Origin of the sequence: Pseudomonas sp. LABIM340, assembly GCF_040017195.2 — a bacterium.
Taxonomy (GTDB): domain Bacteria; phylum Pseudomonadota; class Gammaproteobacteria; order Pseudomonadales; family Pseudomonadaceae; genus Pseudomonas.
This window is the reverse complement of sequence record NZ_CM200227.1, coordinates 316,331-333,512: the sequence shown is the minus strand read 5'-3', so window position 1 is coordinate 333,512 and position 17,182 is coordinate 316,331. Positions and strand designations below refer to the sequence as shown.

At 65.3% G+C, this 17,182-nt stretch carries 15 protein-coding genes; 4 read left to right on the top strand and 11 right to left on the bottom strand.

All coding sequences use genetic code 11. The features are described 5' to 3' along the window. Nucleotides 1-70 precede the first annotated feature (70 nt). Nucleotides 71-1,333, bottom strand: a complete 1,263-nt coding sequence (gene rho / locus ABKS89_RS01630; protein WP_015475046.1) for a transcription termination factor Rho — start codon at nt 1,331-1,333, stop codon at nt 71-73. A gap of 238 nt (nt 1,334-1,571) precedes the next feature. Further along, on the bottom strand, nt 1,572-1,898 hold the full coding sequence (trxA, locus tag ABKS89_RS01625; RefSeq protein WP_081519510.1) for a thioredoxin TrxA: 327 nt from the start codon (nt 1,896-1,898) through the stop codon (nt 1,572-1,574). A 190-nt stretch (nt 1,899-2,088) separates the two neighbouring features. On the opposite strand from trxA, the gene ppx reads away from it, so the two are divergent. Next, nucleotides 2,089-3,591 carry an exopolyphosphatase gene (gene ppx, locus ABKS89_RS01620; protein ID WP_348588603.1) on the top strand — a complete coding sequence of 501 codons (1,503 nt, stop codon included), beginning with the start codon at nt 2,089-2,091 and terminating at the stop codon, nt 3,589-3,591. Between the two features lie 260 nt (nt 3,592-3,851). On the opposite strand, the gene ppk1 is transcribed toward ppx, so the two are convergent. Then, complete coding sequence (gene ppk1 / locus ABKS89_RS01615; RefSeq protein WP_348588604.1) at nt 3,852-6,056, bottom strand: polyphosphate kinase 1; 2,205 nt, start codon at nt 6,054-6,056, stop codon at nt 3,852-3,854. A gap of 20 nt (nt 6,057-6,076) precedes the next feature. Next, complete coding sequence (gene hemB, locus ABKS89_RS01610; RefSeq protein ID WP_138213195.1) at nt 6,077-7,096, bottom strand: porphobilinogen synthase; 1,020 nt, start codon at nt 7,094-7,096, stop codon at nt 6,077-6,079. Between the two features lie 233 nt (nt 7,097-7,329). Between hemB and ABKS89_RS01605 the strand changes: the two genes are divergently transcribed. Further along, nucleotides 7,330-7,890: a DedA family protein gene (locus ABKS89_RS01605; protein WP_026079304.1), complete on the top strand. Its 561-nt coding sequence runs from the start codon at nt 7,330-7,332 to the stop codon at nt 7,888-7,890. A 12-nt stretch (nt 7,891-7,902) separates the two neighbouring features. On the opposite strand, the gene ABKS89_RS01600 is transcribed toward ABKS89_RS01605, so the two are convergent. Then, nucleotides 7,903-9,141 (bottom strand): sterol desaturase family protein, encoded by a 1,239-nt coding sequence (locus tag ABKS89_RS01600; RefSeq protein WP_348588605.1) that lies wholly within the window; start codon nt 9,139-9,141, stop codon nt 7,903-7,905. A 139-nt stretch (nt 9,142-9,280) separates the two neighbouring features. On the opposite strand from ABKS89_RS01600, the gene elbB reads away from it, so the two are divergent. Beyond that, complete coding sequence (elbB, locus tag ABKS89_RS01595; protein ID WP_348588606.1) at nt 9,281-9,934, top strand: isoprenoid biosynthesis glyoxalase ElbB; 654 nt, start codon at nt 9,281-9,283, stop codon at nt 9,932-9,934. 57 nt (nt 9,935-9,991) lie between these two features. On the opposite strand, the gene ABKS89_RS01590 is transcribed toward elbB, so the two are convergent. From ABKS89_RS01590 to ABKS89_RS01565, 6 genes are all read right to left on the bottom strand, one after another. Beyond that, the gene (locus ABKS89_RS01590) at nt 9,992-10,462 is read right to left on the bottom strand and encodes a YaiI/YqxD family protein (protein WP_081519504.1); all 471 of its coding nucleotides are present in this window, start codon (nt 10,460-10,462) and stop codon (nt 9,992-9,994) included. Nucleotides 10,463-10,536: 74 nt separating this feature from the next. Next, nucleotides 10,537-12,438, bottom strand: coding sequence for a cytochrome c/FTR1 family iron permease (locus ABKS89_RS01585; protein WP_138213198.1), 1,902 nt, complete (start codon nt 12,436-12,438; stop codon nt 10,537-10,539). A 128-nt stretch (nt 12,439-12,566) separates the two neighbouring features. Then, on the bottom strand, nt 12,567-13,196 hold the full coding sequence (locus ABKS89_RS01580; protein ID WP_054910211.1) for a LysE family transporter: 630 nt from the start codon (nt 13,194-13,196) through the stop codon (nt 12,567-12,569). Between the two features lie 218 nt (nt 13,197-13,414). Continuing rightward, complete coding sequence (locus ABKS89_RS01575; RefSeq protein WP_081519501.1) at nt 13,415-14,173, bottom strand: TerC family protein; 759 nt, start codon at nt 14,171-14,173, stop codon at nt 13,415-13,417. Nucleotides 14,174-14,195: 22 nt separating this feature from the next. After that, nucleotides 14,196-14,759: a mechanosensitive ion channel family protein gene (locus ABKS89_RS01570; protein WP_081518722.1), complete on the bottom strand. Its 564-nt coding sequence runs from the start codon at nt 14,757-14,759 to the stop codon at nt 14,196-14,198. Then, entirely contained in the window at nt 14,759-16,669 is a 1,911-nt protein-coding gene (locus tag ABKS89_RS01565; protein ID WP_348588607.1) for an ATP-binding cassette domain-containing protein, read from the bottom strand. Before ABKS89_RS01565 ends, ABKS89_RS01570 begins: the two co-directional genes overlap by 1 nt. 47 nt (nt 16,670-16,716) lie before the next feature. Between ABKS89_RS01565 and ABKS89_RS01560 the strand changes: the two genes are divergently transcribed. Beyond that, nucleotides 16,717-17,181: a TIGR02444 family protein gene (locus ABKS89_RS01560; RefSeq protein ID WP_348588608.1), complete on the top strand. Its 465-nt coding sequence runs from the start codon at nt 16,717-16,719 to the stop codon at nt 17,179-17,181. Nucleotide 17,182: the final 1 nt, after the last annotated feature.

Below are 17,182 nucleotides of genomic sequence, written 5' to 3'. Positions count from 1 at the left end.
TACCGCCTATCACCGCCTTGCAGAAACACGAAGGCCGGGTTTCCCCGGCCTCGTTGTACTCGCAGAGCGCTTACTTGCTGCGCTTCATCGAGTCGAAGAACTCGTCGTTGGTCTTCGTCTGGCGCAGCTTGTCCAGGAGGAATTCAACGGCGGCGATCTCGTCCATCGGGTGGAGGATCTTGCGCAGGATCCACATGCGCTGCAGCTCTTCCTCACCGGTGAGCAGCTCTTCGCGACGGGTGCCGGAGCGATTGATGTTGATCGCCGGGAACACGCGTTTTTCCGAGATGCGACGGTCGAGGATGAGTTCCGAGTTACCGGTACCCTTGAATTCCTCGTAGATCACTTCGTCCATCTTCGAGCCGGTTTCGATCAGCGCGGTGGCGAGGATGGTCAGCGAACCGCCTTCCTCGATGTTGCGCGCGGCGCCGAAGAAGCGCTTGGGCTTTTCCAGGGCGTGGGCGTCGACACCACCGGTGAGCACCTTGCCGGAGCTGGGGATCACGGTGTTGTAGGCACGGGCCAGACGGGTGATGGAGTCCAGCAGGATGATCACGTCCTTCTTGTGCTCGACCAGGCGCTTGGCCTTCTCGATCACCATCTCGGCGACCTGCACGTGGCGGGTCGGCGGTTCGTCGAAGGTGGAGGCGACCACTTCGCCGCGCACGGTGCGCTGCATCTCGGTCACTTCTTCCGGGCGCTCGTCGATCAGCAGGACGATCAGGTGGCACTCGGGGTTGTTGCGGGTGATGTTCGAGGCGATGTTCTGCAGCATGATGGTCTTGCCCGCTTTCGGCGGGGCGACGATCAGGCCGCGCTGGCCCTTGCCGATCGGCGAGCAGAGGTCGATCACACGGCCGGTGAGGTCCTCGGTGGAGCCGTTGCCGGCTTCCATGGTCAGGCGCTTGGTCGGGAACAGCGGCGTCAGGTTCTCGAAGAGAATCTTGTTCTTCGCGTTCTCCGGACGATCGAAGTTGATCGAGTCGACTTTCAGCAGGGCGAAGTAACGCTCGCCTTCCTTCGGCGGCCGAATCTTGCCGATGATGGTATCGCCCGTGCGCAGGTTGAAGCGACGGATCTGGCTGGGCGAGACGTAGATGTCGTCGGGGCCGGCCAGGTACGAGGAATCGGCGGAGCGCAGGAAGCCGAAGCCATCCTGGAGAATCTCCAGCACGCCGTCACCGGAGATTTCCTCACCGCTTTTCGCATGCTTCTTCAGCAGCGCGAAGATGATGTCCTGTTTGCGCGAACGGGCCATGTTTTCCAGGCCCATGGCATCGGACATTTCCAGCAATTCGGCAATCGGCTTTTGCTTGAGTTCGGTCAGATTCATAGAAGGGACGTAAATACGCTGAAAGGGGAAAAGGGAACAAGCGTGATGCTTGAAGAGCCGCGCCGTAGATGACGGACAGGATCGCTTGGAATTCGAATGGGAAGTGCGTCGGCGACGGCTTGCAGGGGACAACGAAACAATCGTTGTGCGCCCGAATTTAACACCCGAGTTTCGGAGCGTCTAGGGGCAATAACGAAAAAACCCCGCGCATTGGCGGGGTTTTTCAGGACTTCTCGACTTAGATGTTGCTGTCGAGGAAGGCAGCCAGCTGCGACTTGGACAGTGCGCCGACCTTGGTCGCTTCGACGTTGCCGCCCTTGAACAGCATCAGGGTCGGAATGCCACGCACGCCGTACTTCGGCGGGGTGTCCTGGTTCTCGTCGATGTTCAGCTTGCAGACTTTCAGCTTGCCCTGATAGTCCTTGGCGATCTCGTCGAGTACCGGGGCGATCATCTTGCACGGGCCGCACCATTCGGCCCAGTAGTCGACCAGCACGGGACTATCGGACTTCAGTACGTCCTGCTCGAAGCTGGCATCGGTAACATTGACGATATGTTCGCTCATGTATTCTCTCCGTCAATCGGATGCGAAAAAGTGTCCGCCATCATATCCCGCCTCGGCCCACACCGAAAGGCGCAGCCGATTGAGTGTATCTATCGCTGCCGCGGTGACTTCTGATCGGTGACAACCCCTTCATTGGCACTACCTGCCTAAAATGGCAGGATGTCTCCCGTATTTATCCGGACCCGCCCCTATGCCCCATACCCCTGCCAAGACCTTTCCGATGATCGCGGCCATTGACCTTGGCTCGAACAGTTTCCACATGGTTTTGGCGAAGGCCGATCACGGCGAGATCCGCATCCTCGAGCGATTGGGCGAGAAGGTCCAGCTGGCCGCCGGCATCGGCGAGGACCGCATGCTCACCGCAGAAGCGATGCAGCGCGGCTACGACTGCCTGAAGCAGTTCGCCCAGTTCATCAGCGGCATGCCGCCGGGTTCGGTGCGCGTCGTGGGCACCAACGCCCTGCGCGAGGCGCGCAACCGCGCCGAATTCATCCGCGAAGCCGACCAGATCCTCGGCCACCCGGTGGAAGTCATCTCCGGCCGTGAAGAAGCGCGCCTGATCTATCTGGGCGTGTCCCACACCCTGCCGGACAACCCCGGCAAGCGCCTGGTGGTCGACATCGGCGGTGGCAGCACCGAGTTCATCATCGGTCAGCAGTTCGAATCGCAGCTGCGCGAGAGTCTGCAGATGGGCTGCGTGAGCTTCACCCAGCGCTACTTCAAGGACGGCAAGATCACTCCGGCGCGCTACGCCCAGGCCTACACCTCGGCCCGGCTGGAACTGATGAGCATCGAGAACAGCCTGCGCCGCCTGGGCTGGGACGAGGCCGTGGGCGCCTCCGGCACCATTCGTGCGATCTGCCTGGCGATCCAGGCCGGCGGCCACGGCAACGGCGAGATCAACCCCGAAGGCCTGGCCTGGCTCAAGCGCAAGATGTTCAAGCTGGGCGAGGTCGAGAAACTCGACATCGACGGCATCAAGCCGGACCGCCGGCCGATCTTCCCGGCCGGCATGGCGATCCTCGAGGCGCTGTTCGATGCCCTCGAGCTGACCCGCATGACCCATTCCGAAGGCGCCCTGCGCGAAGGCGTGCTCTACGACCTGCTGGGCCGTCACCACCACGAGGACGTCCGCGAGCGCACCATCGGCGCCCTCATGGAGCGCTACCACGTCGATCCGGAACAGGCCGCGCGCGTCGAGGCCAAGGCGCTGGAATCCCTGGACCAGGTCTCCAAGGCCTGGGACCTGAATGACGAGGGCCACCGCGAGCTGCTGATGTGGGCCGCACGCGTCCACGAGCTGGGCCTGGACATCGCCCACTACCACTACCACAAGCACGGCGCCTACCTGCTGGAGCACTCGGACCTGGCCGGATTCTCGCGCCTGGACCAGCTGACCCTGGCGCTGCTGGTGCGCGGCCACCGCCGCAACATCCCGGTGGACAAGTTCAACGAGCTGGGCGACGAGGGCGACAAGCTGATCCGCCTGTGCATCGTGCTGCGCTTCGCCATCCTCTTCCACCACATCCGTGGCACCCAGGAAATGCCGGCCGTGGCCCTGAAGGCCTCCGGCAAGTCGCTGGACGTGCGCTTCCCGGACGGCTGGCTGACCGCCAACCCACTGACCCAGGCGGACTTCGAGCAGGAAGCCGAATGGCTCAAGCGCGTGGGCTATTCGCTCAGCGTGAGCTGATCGCACTCCCCGCGACAGACGAAGGCCCCGGCGTGCAAACGCCGGGGCCTTTTCATTTCAGCACCAGGCCCGGCATGACCTGTGGGAGCGGGCCATGCCCGCGCAATCCCGTGCGGCGAAATCCGCTCTCCCCGTTGACGATCGAGCGCGGCACCAACGCCGGCCCTGCCGGTGGTTCGCGGCCGCGGCCCGCTCCTACAAGAACGTGGCCATGAAAAAGCCCTGCCGAGGCAGGGCTTTTTCATGGCGTTGGCGGCTGATCAGCGAACGCTGATGACCGGCGTGCACAGGCGCTCCAGCAGGGTCGCCTGGGCGTTGCGGGCGTTCTGGTTGCCGCTGGGGCTCTGGCGCACGTAGCTGCCGTCGGACTGCAGCACCCAGGCCTGGGTGTTGTCGCTCAGGTAGGACTCCAGCTCCTTCTTCACGCGCAGCACGAGCTTCTTGCCTTCCACCGGGAAGCAGGTCTCCACGCGCATGTCGAGGTTGCGCTCCATCCAGTCGGCACTGGAGAGATAGAGCTTCTCCTCGCCGCCATTGAGGAAGTAGTAGATCCGGCTGTGCTCCAGGAAGCGGCCGATGATCGAGCGCACCTGGATGTTGTGCGACACGCCCGGCACGCCTGGACGCAGGCAGCACATGCCGCGCACCACCAGATCGATCTTCACGCCGGCCTGGCTGGCCTTGTACAGCGCGCGGATGACCTTGGCGTCGGTCAGCGAGTTGACCTTGGCCATGATGTGCGCCGGCTTGCCCTCGGCAGCCTGGGCGGCCTCGCGGTTGATCATCTCCAGCAGGTTCTTCTTCAGGGTGAAGGGCGCGTGCAGGAGCTTCTTCATGCGCAGGGTCTTGCCCATGCCGATCAGCTGGTTGAACAGCTTGTGCAGGTCCTCGCAGAGCGCCACGTCGGCGGTCAGCAGGCTGTAGTCGGTGTACAGGCGGGCGTTGCCGGCGTGGTAGTTGCCGGTGCCCAGGTGCGCGTAGCGGCGCAACTCGCCGTCTTCGCGACGCAGGATCAGCATCATCTTGGCGTGGGTCTTGAAGCCGACCACGCCGTAGATCACCACCGCACCGGCCTGCTGCAGGCGGCTGGCCAGCTGCAGGTTGGATTCTTCGTCGAAGCGCGCCCGCAGCTCGATCACCACGGTGACTTCCTTGCCGTTACGCGCGGCTTCCACCAGCGCGTCGACGATCTCGGAGTTGGCCCCGGAGCGGTACAGCGTCTGCTTGATCGCCAGCACGCTGGGGTCCTTGGCGGCCTGGCGCAGCAGGTCGACCACCGGCGTGAAGGACTCGAACGGGTGCATCAGCAGCACGTCGAGCTTGCCCAGCACGTTGAACAGGTTCTCCTTCTTCTGCAGCAGCTTGGGGATCGCCGGGGTGAACGGCGGCGACTGCAGTTCCGGATGGCTGGCCAGGCCGGTGACGCTGAACAGGCGCGTCAGGTTGACCGGCCCGCTGACGCGGTACAGCTCGGTTTCGGACAGGCCGAACTGCTTGAGCAGGTAGTTGGACAGGTTCGGCGGGCAGGTGTCCACCACCTCCAGGCGCACGGCGTCGCCGTAGCGGCGCGAGAACAGCTCGCCACGCAGCGCACGGGCCAGGTCCTCGACGTCCTCGGCATCCACCGAAAGGTCGGCGTTACGGGTCAGGCGGAACTGGTAGCAGCCCTTCACCTTCATGCCGTTGAACAGATCATCGGCGTGGGCGTGGATCATCGACGACAGGAACACGTAGTTGTCGCCGGGGCCGGCGACCTCTTCCGGCAGACGGATGATCCGCGGCAGCGAGCGCGGCGCCGGGATGATCGCAAGGCCGGAGTCACGGCCGAAGGCATCCAGGCCTTCGAGCTCGACCATGAAGTTCAGGCTCTTGTTCACCAGCAGCGGGAACGGGTGAGTCGGGTCGAGGCCGATCGGGGTGACGATGGGCGCGATCTCGTCGCGGAAGAAGCGACGGACCCAGGCCTTGATCTTCGGCGTCCAGTAGCGGCGACGGATGAAGCGGATGTCGTGCTTGGCCAGCTCCGGCAACAGGATGTCGTTGAGGATGCTGTACTGGCGACCGACCTGCTCGTGCACCTGCTCGCTGATGCGCGCCAGCGCCTGGTGCGGCAGCAGGCCGTCGGCGCCGGCCTGTTCGCGGGCGAAAGTGATCTGCTTCTTCAGGCCGGCAACACGGATCTCGAAGAATTCGTCGAGGTTGCTGGAGAAGATCAGCAGGAACTTCAGGCGTTCCAGCAGCGGGTAGGACTCGTCCAGCGCCTGTTCCAGCACGCGGATGTTGAACTGCAGCTGCGAGAGCTCGCGATGAATATAGAGGGCACTGTCGTCCACGTTGATCGCCGGCACCGCCGGCTCGACGGGTGGCGGCGTCGCCTCGGCGACCTCCGCCACGACGACTTCGGTGACTTCAGCGGTGGTGTCAGCTTCGATAACTTCGGTTTCGCTAATGCCTTCGGTATTCATCGCTCGTCTCATCGACGGGGTCAGCCCCCGCTTTTCATTTTCAATTGTTGTGCTGCGCGTTTGGCGAAGTAGGTCAGGATGCCATCTGCGCCCGCGCGTTTGAAGGCCAGCAGCGATTCGAGGATCACCGCCTCGCTGAGCCAACCGTTGTTGATCGCAGCCATGTGCATCGCGTACTCGCCGCTGACCTGGTAGACAAAGGTCGGCGCGCGGAATTCGTCCTTGGCGCGGCGAACGATGTCGAGATACGGCATGCCCGGCTTGACCATGATCATGTCAGCGCCTTCGGCGAGGTCAGCGTAGATCTCGTGCAGCGCTTCGTCGCTGTTGGCCGGGTCCATCTGGTAGGTGGCCTTGTTGCCCTTGCCCAGGTTGGCGGCGGAGCCGACGGCATCGCGGAACGGGCCGTAGTAGGCGCTGGCGTACTTGGCCGAGTAAGCCATGATGCGGGTGTTGATGTGGCCGGTGGATTCCAGGGCTTCGCGGATCGCGCCGATGCGGCCGTCCATCATGTCCGAGGGAGCCACGACCTGAGCTCCGGCTTCGGCGTGGGAAAGCGCCTGCTTGACCAGCACATCAACAGAAATGTCGTTCAGAACGTAGCCGTCCTCGTCGAGGATGCCGTCCTGGCCGTGGCTGGTGAACGGGTCCAGGGCCACGTCGGTGATGATGCCCAGCTCCGGGAAGCGCTCGCGCAGGGCACGGGTGGCGCGCTGGGCGATGCCGTCGGGGTTGAAGGCTTCGGCGCCATCGAGGGATTTCTTCTCCAGCGGGGTCACCGGGAACAGCGCCAGCGCCGGGATGCCCAGCTCCACCAGCTCTTCGGCTTCCTTGAGCAGCAGGTCGATGGACATGCGCTCCACACCCGGCATCGAGGGCACAGCTTCACGCTGGTTCTTTCCGTCGAGGACGAACACCGGAAGGATCAGGTCGTTGGTGGTCAGGACGTTTTCGCGCACCAGTCGGCGGGAAAATTCGTCACGACGGTTGCGACGCAGACGAGTGAAGGGGAAGGCACGATCGGCGGGAATGAAGCTCACGGCGTACTCCAGGGCCTGATACAGCAGGCACAGTCTGACAGTTATAGCCCTGAATTATGACCGATTGGTAACAACCGGTAACAGTGACCCTTGGTCGCGGCATCCTGCCGCAGCGGCAAGCCGCCGCTCTGCACCGGCACAGGCTTGTTCCAGGTCAGTTGTGCGGAGTGGGGTGCCTTCCCTGCGGACGACAACCGAGTTAGGCTTCGCGTTCATTTCGCTGCGTTGCCTCGATAATGCTCCAACAATTCCTGCAGGATTTCGGCTACTTCGCGCTGTTTCTCGGCACGTTCTTCGAGGGTGAGACCATTCTGGTCCTGGCCGGCTTCCTGGCATTCCGCGGCTACATGCAGCTGGAGTACGTCATCGCGGTGGCTTTCTTCGGCAGTTACGCCGGTGACCAGCTCTGGTATTTCCTCGGCCGTCGCCACGGTCGCAAGCTGCTTGCGCGCAAGCCGCGCTGGCAGAAGATGGGCGACAAGGCCCTGGAGCACGTGCGCAAGCATCCCGACCTGTGGGTGCTGAGCTTCCGCTTCGTCTACGGCCTGCGCACCGTGATGCCGGTGGCCATCGGCCTGTCCGGCTATCCGCCGGCGCGCTACCTGCTGCTCAACGGCATCGGCGCCATCGTCTGGGCCACGGTGCTGGGCAGCGCTGCCTTCTACTTCGGCAGCGTGCTGGAAGGCGTACTGGGCAACATCAAGAAGTACGAGCTCATGGTCCTCGGTGGCCTCGTGGTGATCGGCCTGCTGTTCTGGCTGCGTCGCCGCTTCAAGGCCAGCAAGACCGACTGAGCCCCCGGCCGATCAGGCCGCCTGCGGCAGGCGCTCGGCGCGCCGCAGGCCCAGCAGACCGATCAGGCTGACCAGCGAGTAGACCGCCAGCGCCCAGGGCGCCCACTGCGGCAGCTCGATCCCTCCCCACAGCGCCATGGCCGCCACTGCCGGCACGTTCAGCGCCAATCGCAGCAGTTCCACGCGCAGCGCCCAATGGCGGTTCTCCAGCCAGCAGCCGATGGCATAGAGCCCGAAAGCCATCCAGCTCCAGCCGATCACCAGCGGCAGCACCTGCCAGTGCTCCCCGACCCCCAGCAACCAGGTGCCGACCACCACGTAGGTGGCGAACTGCAGCCCGGCGTACCACTGCCGGCCGCGCGTCAGCGGCACCTCGAACTTGCGGAAGGACGCCAGGTCCGGCTTGGCCATCGGGTAGCGCTGGGCAACATCCTCGGGACGCCAACCGGTGCGCATGAACCAGATGCGCAACTTGTCCCACAGGCTGCCAGCACGGCGTGCATCGCTCCACAGGTGCGCGTAGACCTGCAGGTTGGCCCACAGCGGGTTCCAGCTGGCCAGCGGCACGGTCACGCCGAATACCACCGGCTCCTCGTCCAGCTCCTCCTGGAAGGTGCCGAACAGGCGGTCCCAGACGATGAACACGCCGCCGTAGTTGCGATCCATGTAGACCGGGTTCTGCGCGTGGTGCACGCGGTGGTTGGACGGGGTGATGAAGATCCACTCAAACCAGCCCAGCTTGGGGATGTGCCGGGTGTGCACCCAGAACTGGTAGAGCAGGTTCAGCGCACCGACCGTGAGGAACACCAGCGGCGGCACCCCGGCGATAGCCATGGGCAGGTAGAAGATCCAGCCGAAGATGAAGCCGGTGCTGGTCTGCCGCAGCGCGGTGGAGAGGTTGTAGTCCTCGCTCTGGTGGTGCACCGAGTGGGCGGCCCAGAGCACATTGCGCTCGTGGCCCAGGCGGTGGTTCCAGTAGTAGCAGAAGTCGTAGAAGACGAAGGCGAACACCCAGACCCAGAGGTTCTGCGTGGACATCTCGAAGAGCGCCAGGTGCTGCCAGGCGATGGCGTAGGTGAGCACCGCCAGGCCCTTGGTCAGCAGGCCGCTGGTGGTGGACAGCACACCGGCACTAAGGCTGTTCAGCGCATCGCTCAGGCGGTAGGTGCGCATGCCACGCCAACGGTCGGCGAGCAGCTCGATGGCGATCAGGAGGAAAAAGAAGGGTACGGCGAAGAGGATGTAGTTCATGGCGTGGCCGAGTCGTTATGCTTATGGGAAGGCCCAGATTCGTTGATCCTAGCCTCTACCTCCGCGCCGGCCCCGACCGCCGGCGCCAAGCCGGGCGGCATATCGCGACATGCCCGGCACCCTCGAACAGGAGCAGTCCATGCAGAAGAAAGTTGCCGTCATCCTCTCCGGCTGCGGCGTCTATGACGGCGCCGAGATCCACGAAAGCGTGATCACCCTGCTGCGTCTTTCCCAGCGCGGCGCCAAAGTGCAGTGTTTTGCCCCGAACATCGCCCAGCACCACGTGCTGAACCACCTCACCGGCGAGGAAATGGCCGAGAGCCGCAACGTACTGGTGGAATCCGCGCGCATCGCCCGTGGTGAGGTGAAGGACGTGCGCGAAGCCAAGGCCGAGGACTTCGATGCCCTGATCGTGCCCGGCGGCTTCGGCGCAGCAAAGAACCTCAGCGACTTCGCCTTCAAGGGCGACCAGTGTGAAGTGCAGCCGGATGTACTGGCCCTGGCCAAGGCCTTCGCTGCGGCGAAAAAGCCGGTTGGCCTGCTCTGCATCGCCCCGGCCCTGGCCGCGCGCATCTATGGCGCCGGCGTGGAATGCACCATCGGCACCGACGAGGGCACCGCCCAGGCACTGACCAGCATGGGCGCCAAGCACATCGACTGCGCCGTGGAAGACATCGTCGAGGACAAGGACCACAAGCTGATCACCACGCCGGCCTACATGCTCGCGCAGTCCATCGCCGAAGCCGCCAGCGGCATCAACAAGGCGATCGACCGGGTGCTGGAACTGGCCTGAGCAACACGCTGAACGCAAAACGCCTGGCATTGCCGGGCGTTTTCGTTTCAGGCCGGGTCAGCCCTTGCGGCTCTCCGCTTCGCGCAGCAGGCGCGTCAGCAGCCGGTCCAGGCCGTTGGCGAAGGCCTGGCGATCCTTGTCGCCGTAGGGCGCCTGCCCTCCCCCCACCTGGCCCTGTTCGCGCAGGTCGGTGAACAGGTTGCGCACGGCCAGGCGCTCGCCCATGTTCTTCTCGTCAAACTCGCGGCCTCGCGGGTCCAGCGCATCGACACCCTTTTTCACCAGCCGATCAGCCAGCGGTACGTCGCTGCAGATCACCAGGTCGCCGGGCTCCGCCTGCTCCACCAGGTAATCGTCGGCGGCATCCATCCCGCTGGGCACCACTATCAGGCTGACGCAGGCGAACGGCGGCTTGGCCACAGGCTGGCCGGCGACCATCACCACCTCCAGCTTGCGCTTGAGGGCGAACTTGGCCACCAGCTCCTTGGCCGCCCGCGGGCAGGCGTCGGCATCGATCCAGATACGCATAATCGGAAAACCAATCTCCAGAAAGCACGACGGCCAGTATCGCACTGGCCGTCGTGTATCGCTCAGCTATCGCCTCAGGACGAGGCGATCTCGGCGGCCTTGCGGCGCTCGGAGAAGTAGCTGCGTCCGTAGAGCACGGCCACCGCCACCAGCGCCACGGCCTGGGCCGACAGCGAGTAGGCGTCGGCCTTGATGCCGAGCCAGTCGAAGTCGAAGAACGGCACCGGACGGGTACCGATCACGCCGGCTTCCTGCAGGGCGACCACGCCATGGCCGGCGAAGACCACCGACAGGGCGCAGAGCAGCGCGGCGTTGACGGTGAAGAACAGCTTCAGCGGCAGCTTCGCCGAGCCACGCAGGATCACGAAGGCGATGGCGATCAGGATCACCACGGCGGTGCCCGCACCAGCGATCACCGCGTTGTGACCGGCCGGGCCGGCCTGCAGCCAGAGGGTCTCGTAGAACAGGATGACCTCGAACAGCTCGCGGTAGACCGAGAAGAACGCCAGCACCGCGAAGCCAAAGCGGCCACCGCCGCCCACCAGACTGCTGCGGATGTAGTCCTGCCAGGCGGCGGCGTGGCGGCGGTCGTGCATCCACACGCCGAGCCAGAGCACCATCACGCAGGCGAACAGCGAGGTGAAGCCTTCCATCAGCTCGCGCTGGGCGCCGCCGATGTCGATGACGTAGGCCGCGACTGCCCAGGTGGCGAAGCCGGCAACGAAAGCCAGGCCCCAGCCGATATGGACGCCGCGCACGGCCTTCTCCTGCCCGGTGTTGCGCAGGAAGGCGAGTATCGCGGCCAGCACCAGGATCGCCTCCACGCCTTCGCGCAGGAGGATCAGCAGGGCCGAGACGAAGCTGATGGAGGTGCTCAGCGAGTCGCCGCTCAGGGCCTTGGCGGCGTCCGCCAGCTTGGCCTTGGCCAGTGCCAGCTGTTGCGCCACTTCGGCTTCCGGCAGGCCGTCACGCAGCGCCTGACGGTAGGCCATCAGCTGCTTCTCGGTGGCCTTGCGCAGGTCGGCGTCGACGTTGTCCAGCGAGCTTTCCACCAGCTCGAAGCCTTCCAGGTAGGCCGCCACGGACAGGTCGTAGGCCTGGTCGTGGTCGCCGGAGCGGTACACGGCGAAGCTCTTGTCCAGGGTCGCGGAGGTGTAGTCGATCTGCTGCGCCGGGCCACGGTGTTCCAGCGGCGGGTGGGCACGCAGGGCACGGAAGCTCTCGGCCGCCGCCTCGCCATCGCGCTCGGCGACATCGGCCGGGGTCTGGGTCGAGAGGGTTGCCAGCGGGTAGGCGTGGGCCGGATCGACCTTGGCCTGACCGGCGCTGAGGCCGGCGATATAGGACGCCAGGTCCCAGCGCTGACGCTCGTCGAGCTGGTCGGCGAAGGCCGGCATGTCGGTGCCGGAAACGCCCAGACCGATGACGTTGCGCAGGTCGTACAGGCTCAGCTGGTCGAGGCGCGCGCGGTCGGTCAGGTTGGCCGGCGGCGGCTCCAGGCCGATGCCTGCCGGGCCGTCGCCCTTGCCGGCATCACCGTGGCAGATCGAGCACTGCTGGGTGTAGATCTCGGCGGCGCGGGTCGGGTCCGGGGTGATCGAGGGGGTCTGCACCACCTGGTAGATATCGGCGACGCGCGCCTCCAGGTGACGGGCCTGCTGGGCGACCTGCTTGCCCGGAAGGCGCTGCTCGATGGCCTGCTTGAGGCTGGCGGCGTCCTTTTCCAGGTCGGCGCGCTCGGGGGCGGCCGGCAGGGTGACGATCAGCGCCTGCAGATTACCGACGAACTCCAGCTGCTCCTTGTATTCGCTTTCGTCCACGACCTTGCCGTCAGTGACGGTGGCCGGGTAGTCGGCAGCGAGATAGCTGAGCAGGTGAAGGGCTTGGGAGGGGTCGACAGCCGTGTCGGCTTTAACTCCAAGGCTGAGGAGACCGACCAGCGGCAACAGCCAGACGAAAAGTTTGGAGGGGCGCATACGGGAAGGTAAATGAGAATGAAAGAGGTTAAATTGTCACCTCAGGTTTCCGTCTATGCAAGGACAAATGTCTTGCAGAGTTGCGCCCGAAGCACCCGCAAGGACGCTCCGGAGCCAGTAAATCACCCTCAGGCCGGCGCGCGGCGGACGGTGGCGAGCAGTGCGGCGGCGCCTACGAAGAGGGTCGCGAAAGTCCGATTCATCACCCGCTGCTGGCGTTGCGAGCGCAGGGCGCGCAGTACGCGCGCGGCCAGGCCGGTGTAGCCGGCCATGACGATCAGGTCCACGGTGATCATGGTGGCGCCCATGATCACGTACTGGATCGCCATCGGACGGTGCGGGTCGACGAACTGCGGCAGCACCGCGAGCATGAAGATCACCGCCTTGGGGTTGCTGGCGTTGACCAGAAAGCCGCGCAGCACCAGGGTCAGCGGCCGGCCGATGGGGCGCTCGCCGCTCGCCGCCATCACCTGCGGGGCAGCGGTCCACTGGCGGTACGCGAGGTAGACCAGGTACACCACGCCGAACCACTTGATCGCACTGAACGCCACCGCCGAAGCCGAGAGCAGCGCACCGACGCCTGCAGCGACGATCGCGATCTGCAGCGCCAGGCCGATCTGCAGGCCCAGGGCATTCCAGTAGCCGCGCCAGAAACCGTATTGCAGCCCGCAGGACATCGAGGCGATGGCCCCGGCGCCAGGCGACAGGCTGATCACCCAGCAGGCGATGAAGAAGGCGAACCAGGTACTGGCGAGCATTGCGAACCTCACGGCGCCCAGGCAGGCGCAATAATTTGTTACGGGAAGCCAGTGTGCCTCAGTCGCGCCGACTCGCCCAGCGTTGCCGACGAAGGTCGGATGATCCTTGTAGAAACGCGCCACGCGCACGATCGCGGGCATGGCCCGCTCCTACATTCTGGGTGCCCAACAAAAAGCCCGGCGCTAGGCCGGGCTTTTTTCGCTTCAGGACAGACCGATCAGCTCGGGATGTCCTTGCGCAGCTTCACCGGTTCCTCGCCGCGCTTGCGTGCCAGGGCGCCGCGCAGGCGGATGTTGATCGCCTCCACCGCCAGCGAGAAGGCCATGGCGAAGTACACATAGCCCTTGGGCACGTGGATCTCGAAGGCCTCGGCGATCAGCACGGTGCCAACCACGATGAGGAACGACAGCGCGAGCATCTTCAGCGACGGGTGCTTCTCGATGAAGGCGCTGATGGTGCCGGCCGACAGCATCATCACGCCGACGGAGATGACGATGGCCGCGACCATCACCGGTACGTGCTGCACCAGGCCCACGGCGGTGATCACCGAGTCCAGCGAGAAGACGATGTCGATGATCGCGATCTGGATGATGATGCCCATGAAGCCGCGGGACTTGCCGCCCTGCTGGCCACCCTCTTCCGCGCCTTCGAGGCTGTGGAAGATTTCCATGGTGCTCTTGAACAGCAGGAACAGGCCGCCGAAGAACAGGATCAGGTCGCGCCCGGAGATGCCGTGGTCGAACACGGTGAACAGATCGGCGGTCAGGCGCATCACCCAGGTGATCGACAGCAGCAGCAGGATGCGCGTGCCCATCGCCAGCGCCAGGCCGAAGAAACGCGCCTTGGGTTGCTGGGCGGGCGGCAGGCGGCCGACCAGGATCGAGATGAAGATGATGTTGTCGATGCCCAGTACGATTTCCAGGGCAGTCAGGGTCAGAAAGGCAACCCAGATCTCAGGGCTAGTGAGCCATTCCATAGTGGGGGATGTCCGTTGGGGGTCAGGGGGTGGTGGGGAAATTCGGGCCGCGCCAGCGGCGGATGGCCTTCTGGAAGAACAGGTTGTTCGGCACCTGCAGCAGCGCGCCGGGGGTGCCGTCCTCAGCCACTTCTTCCAGGGTGGTATAGAGCAGGTTGATCGCGATCACCCGGCCCTTCACGCCGGGCTTGTCGGCGGACTCGATGACTTCCACGCGGTCCCCCAGGCGGAACGGGCCCATGGTGAAGATCATCAGCGCGCAGAACAGGTTGGAGAGCACGCTCCAGATGGCGAAGAAGGCCACTGCCGCGACAGCGGCGAAGCCGGTCAGCGCAGCCCAGAGCACATCGGCGGAGACGCCCAGGCGCTCCAGCACCAGCATCACCGCCGAGCCCATGATCAGCCAGCGCAGGCCGCCGCGCAGCGGCAGCAGCAGCTCCGGCGGCATCGGGTAGCGCTCGCCGAGCCGGCTCACGGCGCGCGTCACCACGCGCTGCACCAGCCACGCCAGCAGCAGGACGAGGATGATCTGCCCGCCGCGCAGCAGCGGTTCGCTCCACGCCACCAGCAGGTTCACGTCATCCATCACTCGCTGGCCTCGAGCTGGCGCTGCAACTCTTCGAGGGTTTCCAGGGCCATCAGCCAGGACTCTTCCAGCTCGCTTTCGCGGCCCTTGAGGGTCGCCTGGCGGGCCAGCAGATCACGCAGCTCATCCTTGCGCGAGGACTCGTAGAGCGCGCTGTCGCCCAGGCGCTGCTCCAGCTCGGCCAACTGCTCGTGGACCTTGCCCAGTTCCTTCTCCAGCTTGTCCGCTTCGCGCTTGTGCGGCGCCAGCTGCTGACGCAGAGCGGCGGCGGCCTGGCGCTGGGCGCGCTTGTCGGTCTTGTCGCCAGCGGGGGCAGCAGGCGCGGACGGCGTCTGCCGCGCACGGAAGTCCACCAGCCAGCGGGCGTAGTCCTCGAGGTCGCCGTCGAACTCCTGGATGCGCCCGTCGGCCACCAGCAGGAACTCGTCGGTGGTGCTCTTGAGCAGGTGACGATCGTGCGACACCACCACCACGGCGCCGGAGAACTCCTGCAGCGCCAGGGTCAGCGCCAGGCGCATTTCCAGGTCGAGGTGGTTGGTCGGTTCGTCGAGCAGCAGCAGGTTGGGCTTCTGCCAGGCGATCAGTGCCAGGGCCAGGCGCGCCTTTTCGCCACCGGAGAAGTTCAGCACCGGCTCGTCGCAGCGCTCGCCGCGGAAGTCGAAGCCGCCGAGGAAGTCGCGCAGCGTCTGCTCGCGCTCGGCCGGGGCGATGCGCGCCAGGTGCAGCAGCGGGCTGGCCTTGGGGTCCAGCGAGTCGAGTTGGTGCTGGGCGAAGTAGCCGATGGCGAGGTTCTCGCCACGGGCAAGCTCGCCGGACAGCAGCGACAGGTCGCCGGAGAGGGTCTTGATCAGGGTCGATTTGCCCGCGCCATTGGGGCCGAGCAGGCCGATGCGCGCACCGGGCACCAGCTGCAGCTTGACCTTCTCCAGCACGGTCCTCTCACCGTAGCCCAGACGGGCCTCGGAGAGATTGAGCAGCGGGCTGGAGATCTTGTCGGACTCGCGGAAGACGAAGTCGAAGGGCGAGTCGACGTGGGCCGGCGCCAGTTCTTCCAGGCGTTCCAGCGCCTTGATCCGGCTCTGCGCCTGGCGGGCCTTGGTGGCCTGGGCGCGGAAGCGGGCGATGTACTTCTCCATGTGCGCGCGCTGGGTCTGCTGCTTCTCGTACGCCTGTTGCTGCTGGGCAAGGCGTTCGGCGCGGGTGCGCTCGAAGGCCGAGTAGCCACCGCGGTACAGGGTCAGCTTGCGCTGTTCGAGGTGGGCGATGTTGTCCACCACGGCGTCAAGGAAGTCGCGGTCGTGGGAAATCAGCAGCAGCGTGCCCGGGTAACCCTTGAGCCACTCTTCCAGCCAGAGAATCGCGTCGAGGTCGAGGTGGTTGGTGGGTTCGTCGAGCAACAGTAGTTCGGACGGGCACATCAGCGCCTGAGCCAGGTTCAGGCGCATCCGCCAGCCACCGGAGAAGTCACCGACGCGGCGGTCCATCTGCTCGGAGGTGAAGCCCAGGCCGGCCAGCAGCTTGCGCGCGCGGGCATCGGCGGTGTATCCGTCGGCACTGTCCAGCTCGCTGTGCAGGCGCGCCAGGGCGGTGCCGTCGTGGGCGTCTTCCGCCGCGGCGAGGTCCGCCTGGATCTTGCGCAGGTGCACGTCGCCGTCGAGCACGTAGTCGACCGCGAGGCGGTCGAGGGTATCGACCTCCTGGCGCATGTGCGCGATACGCCAGTCGGCGGGCAGGTAGCCGTCGCCGGCGTCCTGGCCGAGCTGGCCGCGCAGCAGGGCGAACAGGCTCGACTTGCCGGCGCCGTTGGCGCCGATCAGGCCGACTTTCTGTCCGGCGTGCAGGGTGAGTTCGGCACCTTCCAGCAAGCGCTGGGGGCCACGCTGTAGCGTAAGATTTTGTAGTCGAATCATGGCGGCGGAGTTTATCAGCTTCGCCTGGCAATCGCTGTGGGTGCTCTATGTCTGATGATGTCTGGTCGTATGCACTGAAACTCTACGCCCGCCCTGGGGTTGAGGCGGCTTGCCTGACCCTGCAGGAAGGCGGCGCGGATGTCTGCCTGGTGCTCGCTGCGGCGTGGCTGGGCGGCACTGGCGTGGCCTTCGCGGCGGCGCGAATGAGCGAGCTGGAAAACACCGCGCAGGGGTGGCGCGAAGAGGTGGTTGTGCCTTTGCGTTCGCTGCGTCAGCGCTGGCGGGAATCGGCGCTGCAGGATGCGCAGCTGGCGCCATTGCGCGAGCTGGTCAAACAGCTCGAGCTGGAAGCGGAAAAGGTGCTGCTGGGGAGACTGGAGACAGTGGCGCAGGATTGGCCACGGGGTGAAGCGGAGGACCTGGCGCGCTGGCTGGAAGCCGCGGCAGGTGAAGCGGGCGGCTTGCGCCGCGATGCGCGGGAAACCCTGCGCATCGCGGCGAGCCTCTCCTGAG

Bases quoted from the DNA above. Each gene is read 5' to 3' on its own strand.
- ABKS89_RS01570 (WP_081518722.1), bottom strand. From the start codon at position 14,759: ATGGATGACGTGAACCTGCTGGTGGCGTGGAGCGAACCGCTGCTGCGC.
- ABKS89_RS01565 (WP_348588607.1), bottom strand. From the start codon at position 16,669: ATGATTCGACTACAAAATCTTACGCTACAGCGTGGCCCCCAGCGCTTG.
- ABKS89_RS01585 (WP_138213198.1), bottom strand. From the start codon at position 12,438: ATGCGCCCCTCCAAACTTTTCGTCTGGCTGTTGCCGCTGGTCGGTCTC.
- trxA (WP_081519510.1), bottom strand. From the start codon at position 1,898: ATGAGCGAACATATCGTCAATGTTACCGATGCCAGCTTCGAGCAGGAC.
- ABKS89_RS01590 (WP_081519504.1), bottom strand. From the start codon at position 10,462: ATGCGTATCTGGATCGATGCCGACGCCTGCCCGCGGGCGGCCAAGGAG.
- rho (WP_015475046.1), bottom strand. From the start codon at position 1,333: ATGAATCTGACCGAACTCAAGCAAAAGCCGATTGCCGAATTGCTGGAA.
- ABKS89_RS01575 (WP_081519501.1), bottom strand. From the start codon at position 14,173: ATGGAATGGCTCACTAGCCCTGAGATCTGGGTTGCCTTTCTGACCCTG.
- ABKS89_RS01580 (WP_054910211.1), bottom strand. From the start codon at position 13,196: ATGCTCGCCAGTACCTGGTTCGCCTTCTTCATCGCCTGCTGGGTGATC.
- ABKS89_RS01600 (WP_348588605.1), bottom strand. From the start codon at position 9,141: ATGAACTACATCCTCTTCGCCGTACCCTTCTTTTTCCTCCTGATCGCC.
- ABKS89_RS01560 (WP_348588608.1), top strand. From the start codon at position 16,717: ATGTCTGATGATGTCTGGTCGTATGCACTGAAACTCTACGCCCGCCCT.
- elbB (WP_348588606.1), top strand. From the start codon at position 9,281: ATGCAGAAGAAAGTTGCCGTCATCCTCTCCGGCTGCGGCGTCTATGAC.
- ppk1 (WP_348588604.1), bottom strand. From the start codon at position 6,056: ATGAATACCGAAGGCATTAGCGAAACCGAAGTTATCGAAGCTGACACC.
- ppx (WP_348588603.1), top strand. From the start codon at position 2,089: ATGCCCCATACCCCTGCCAAGACCTTTCCGATGATCGCGGCCATTGAC.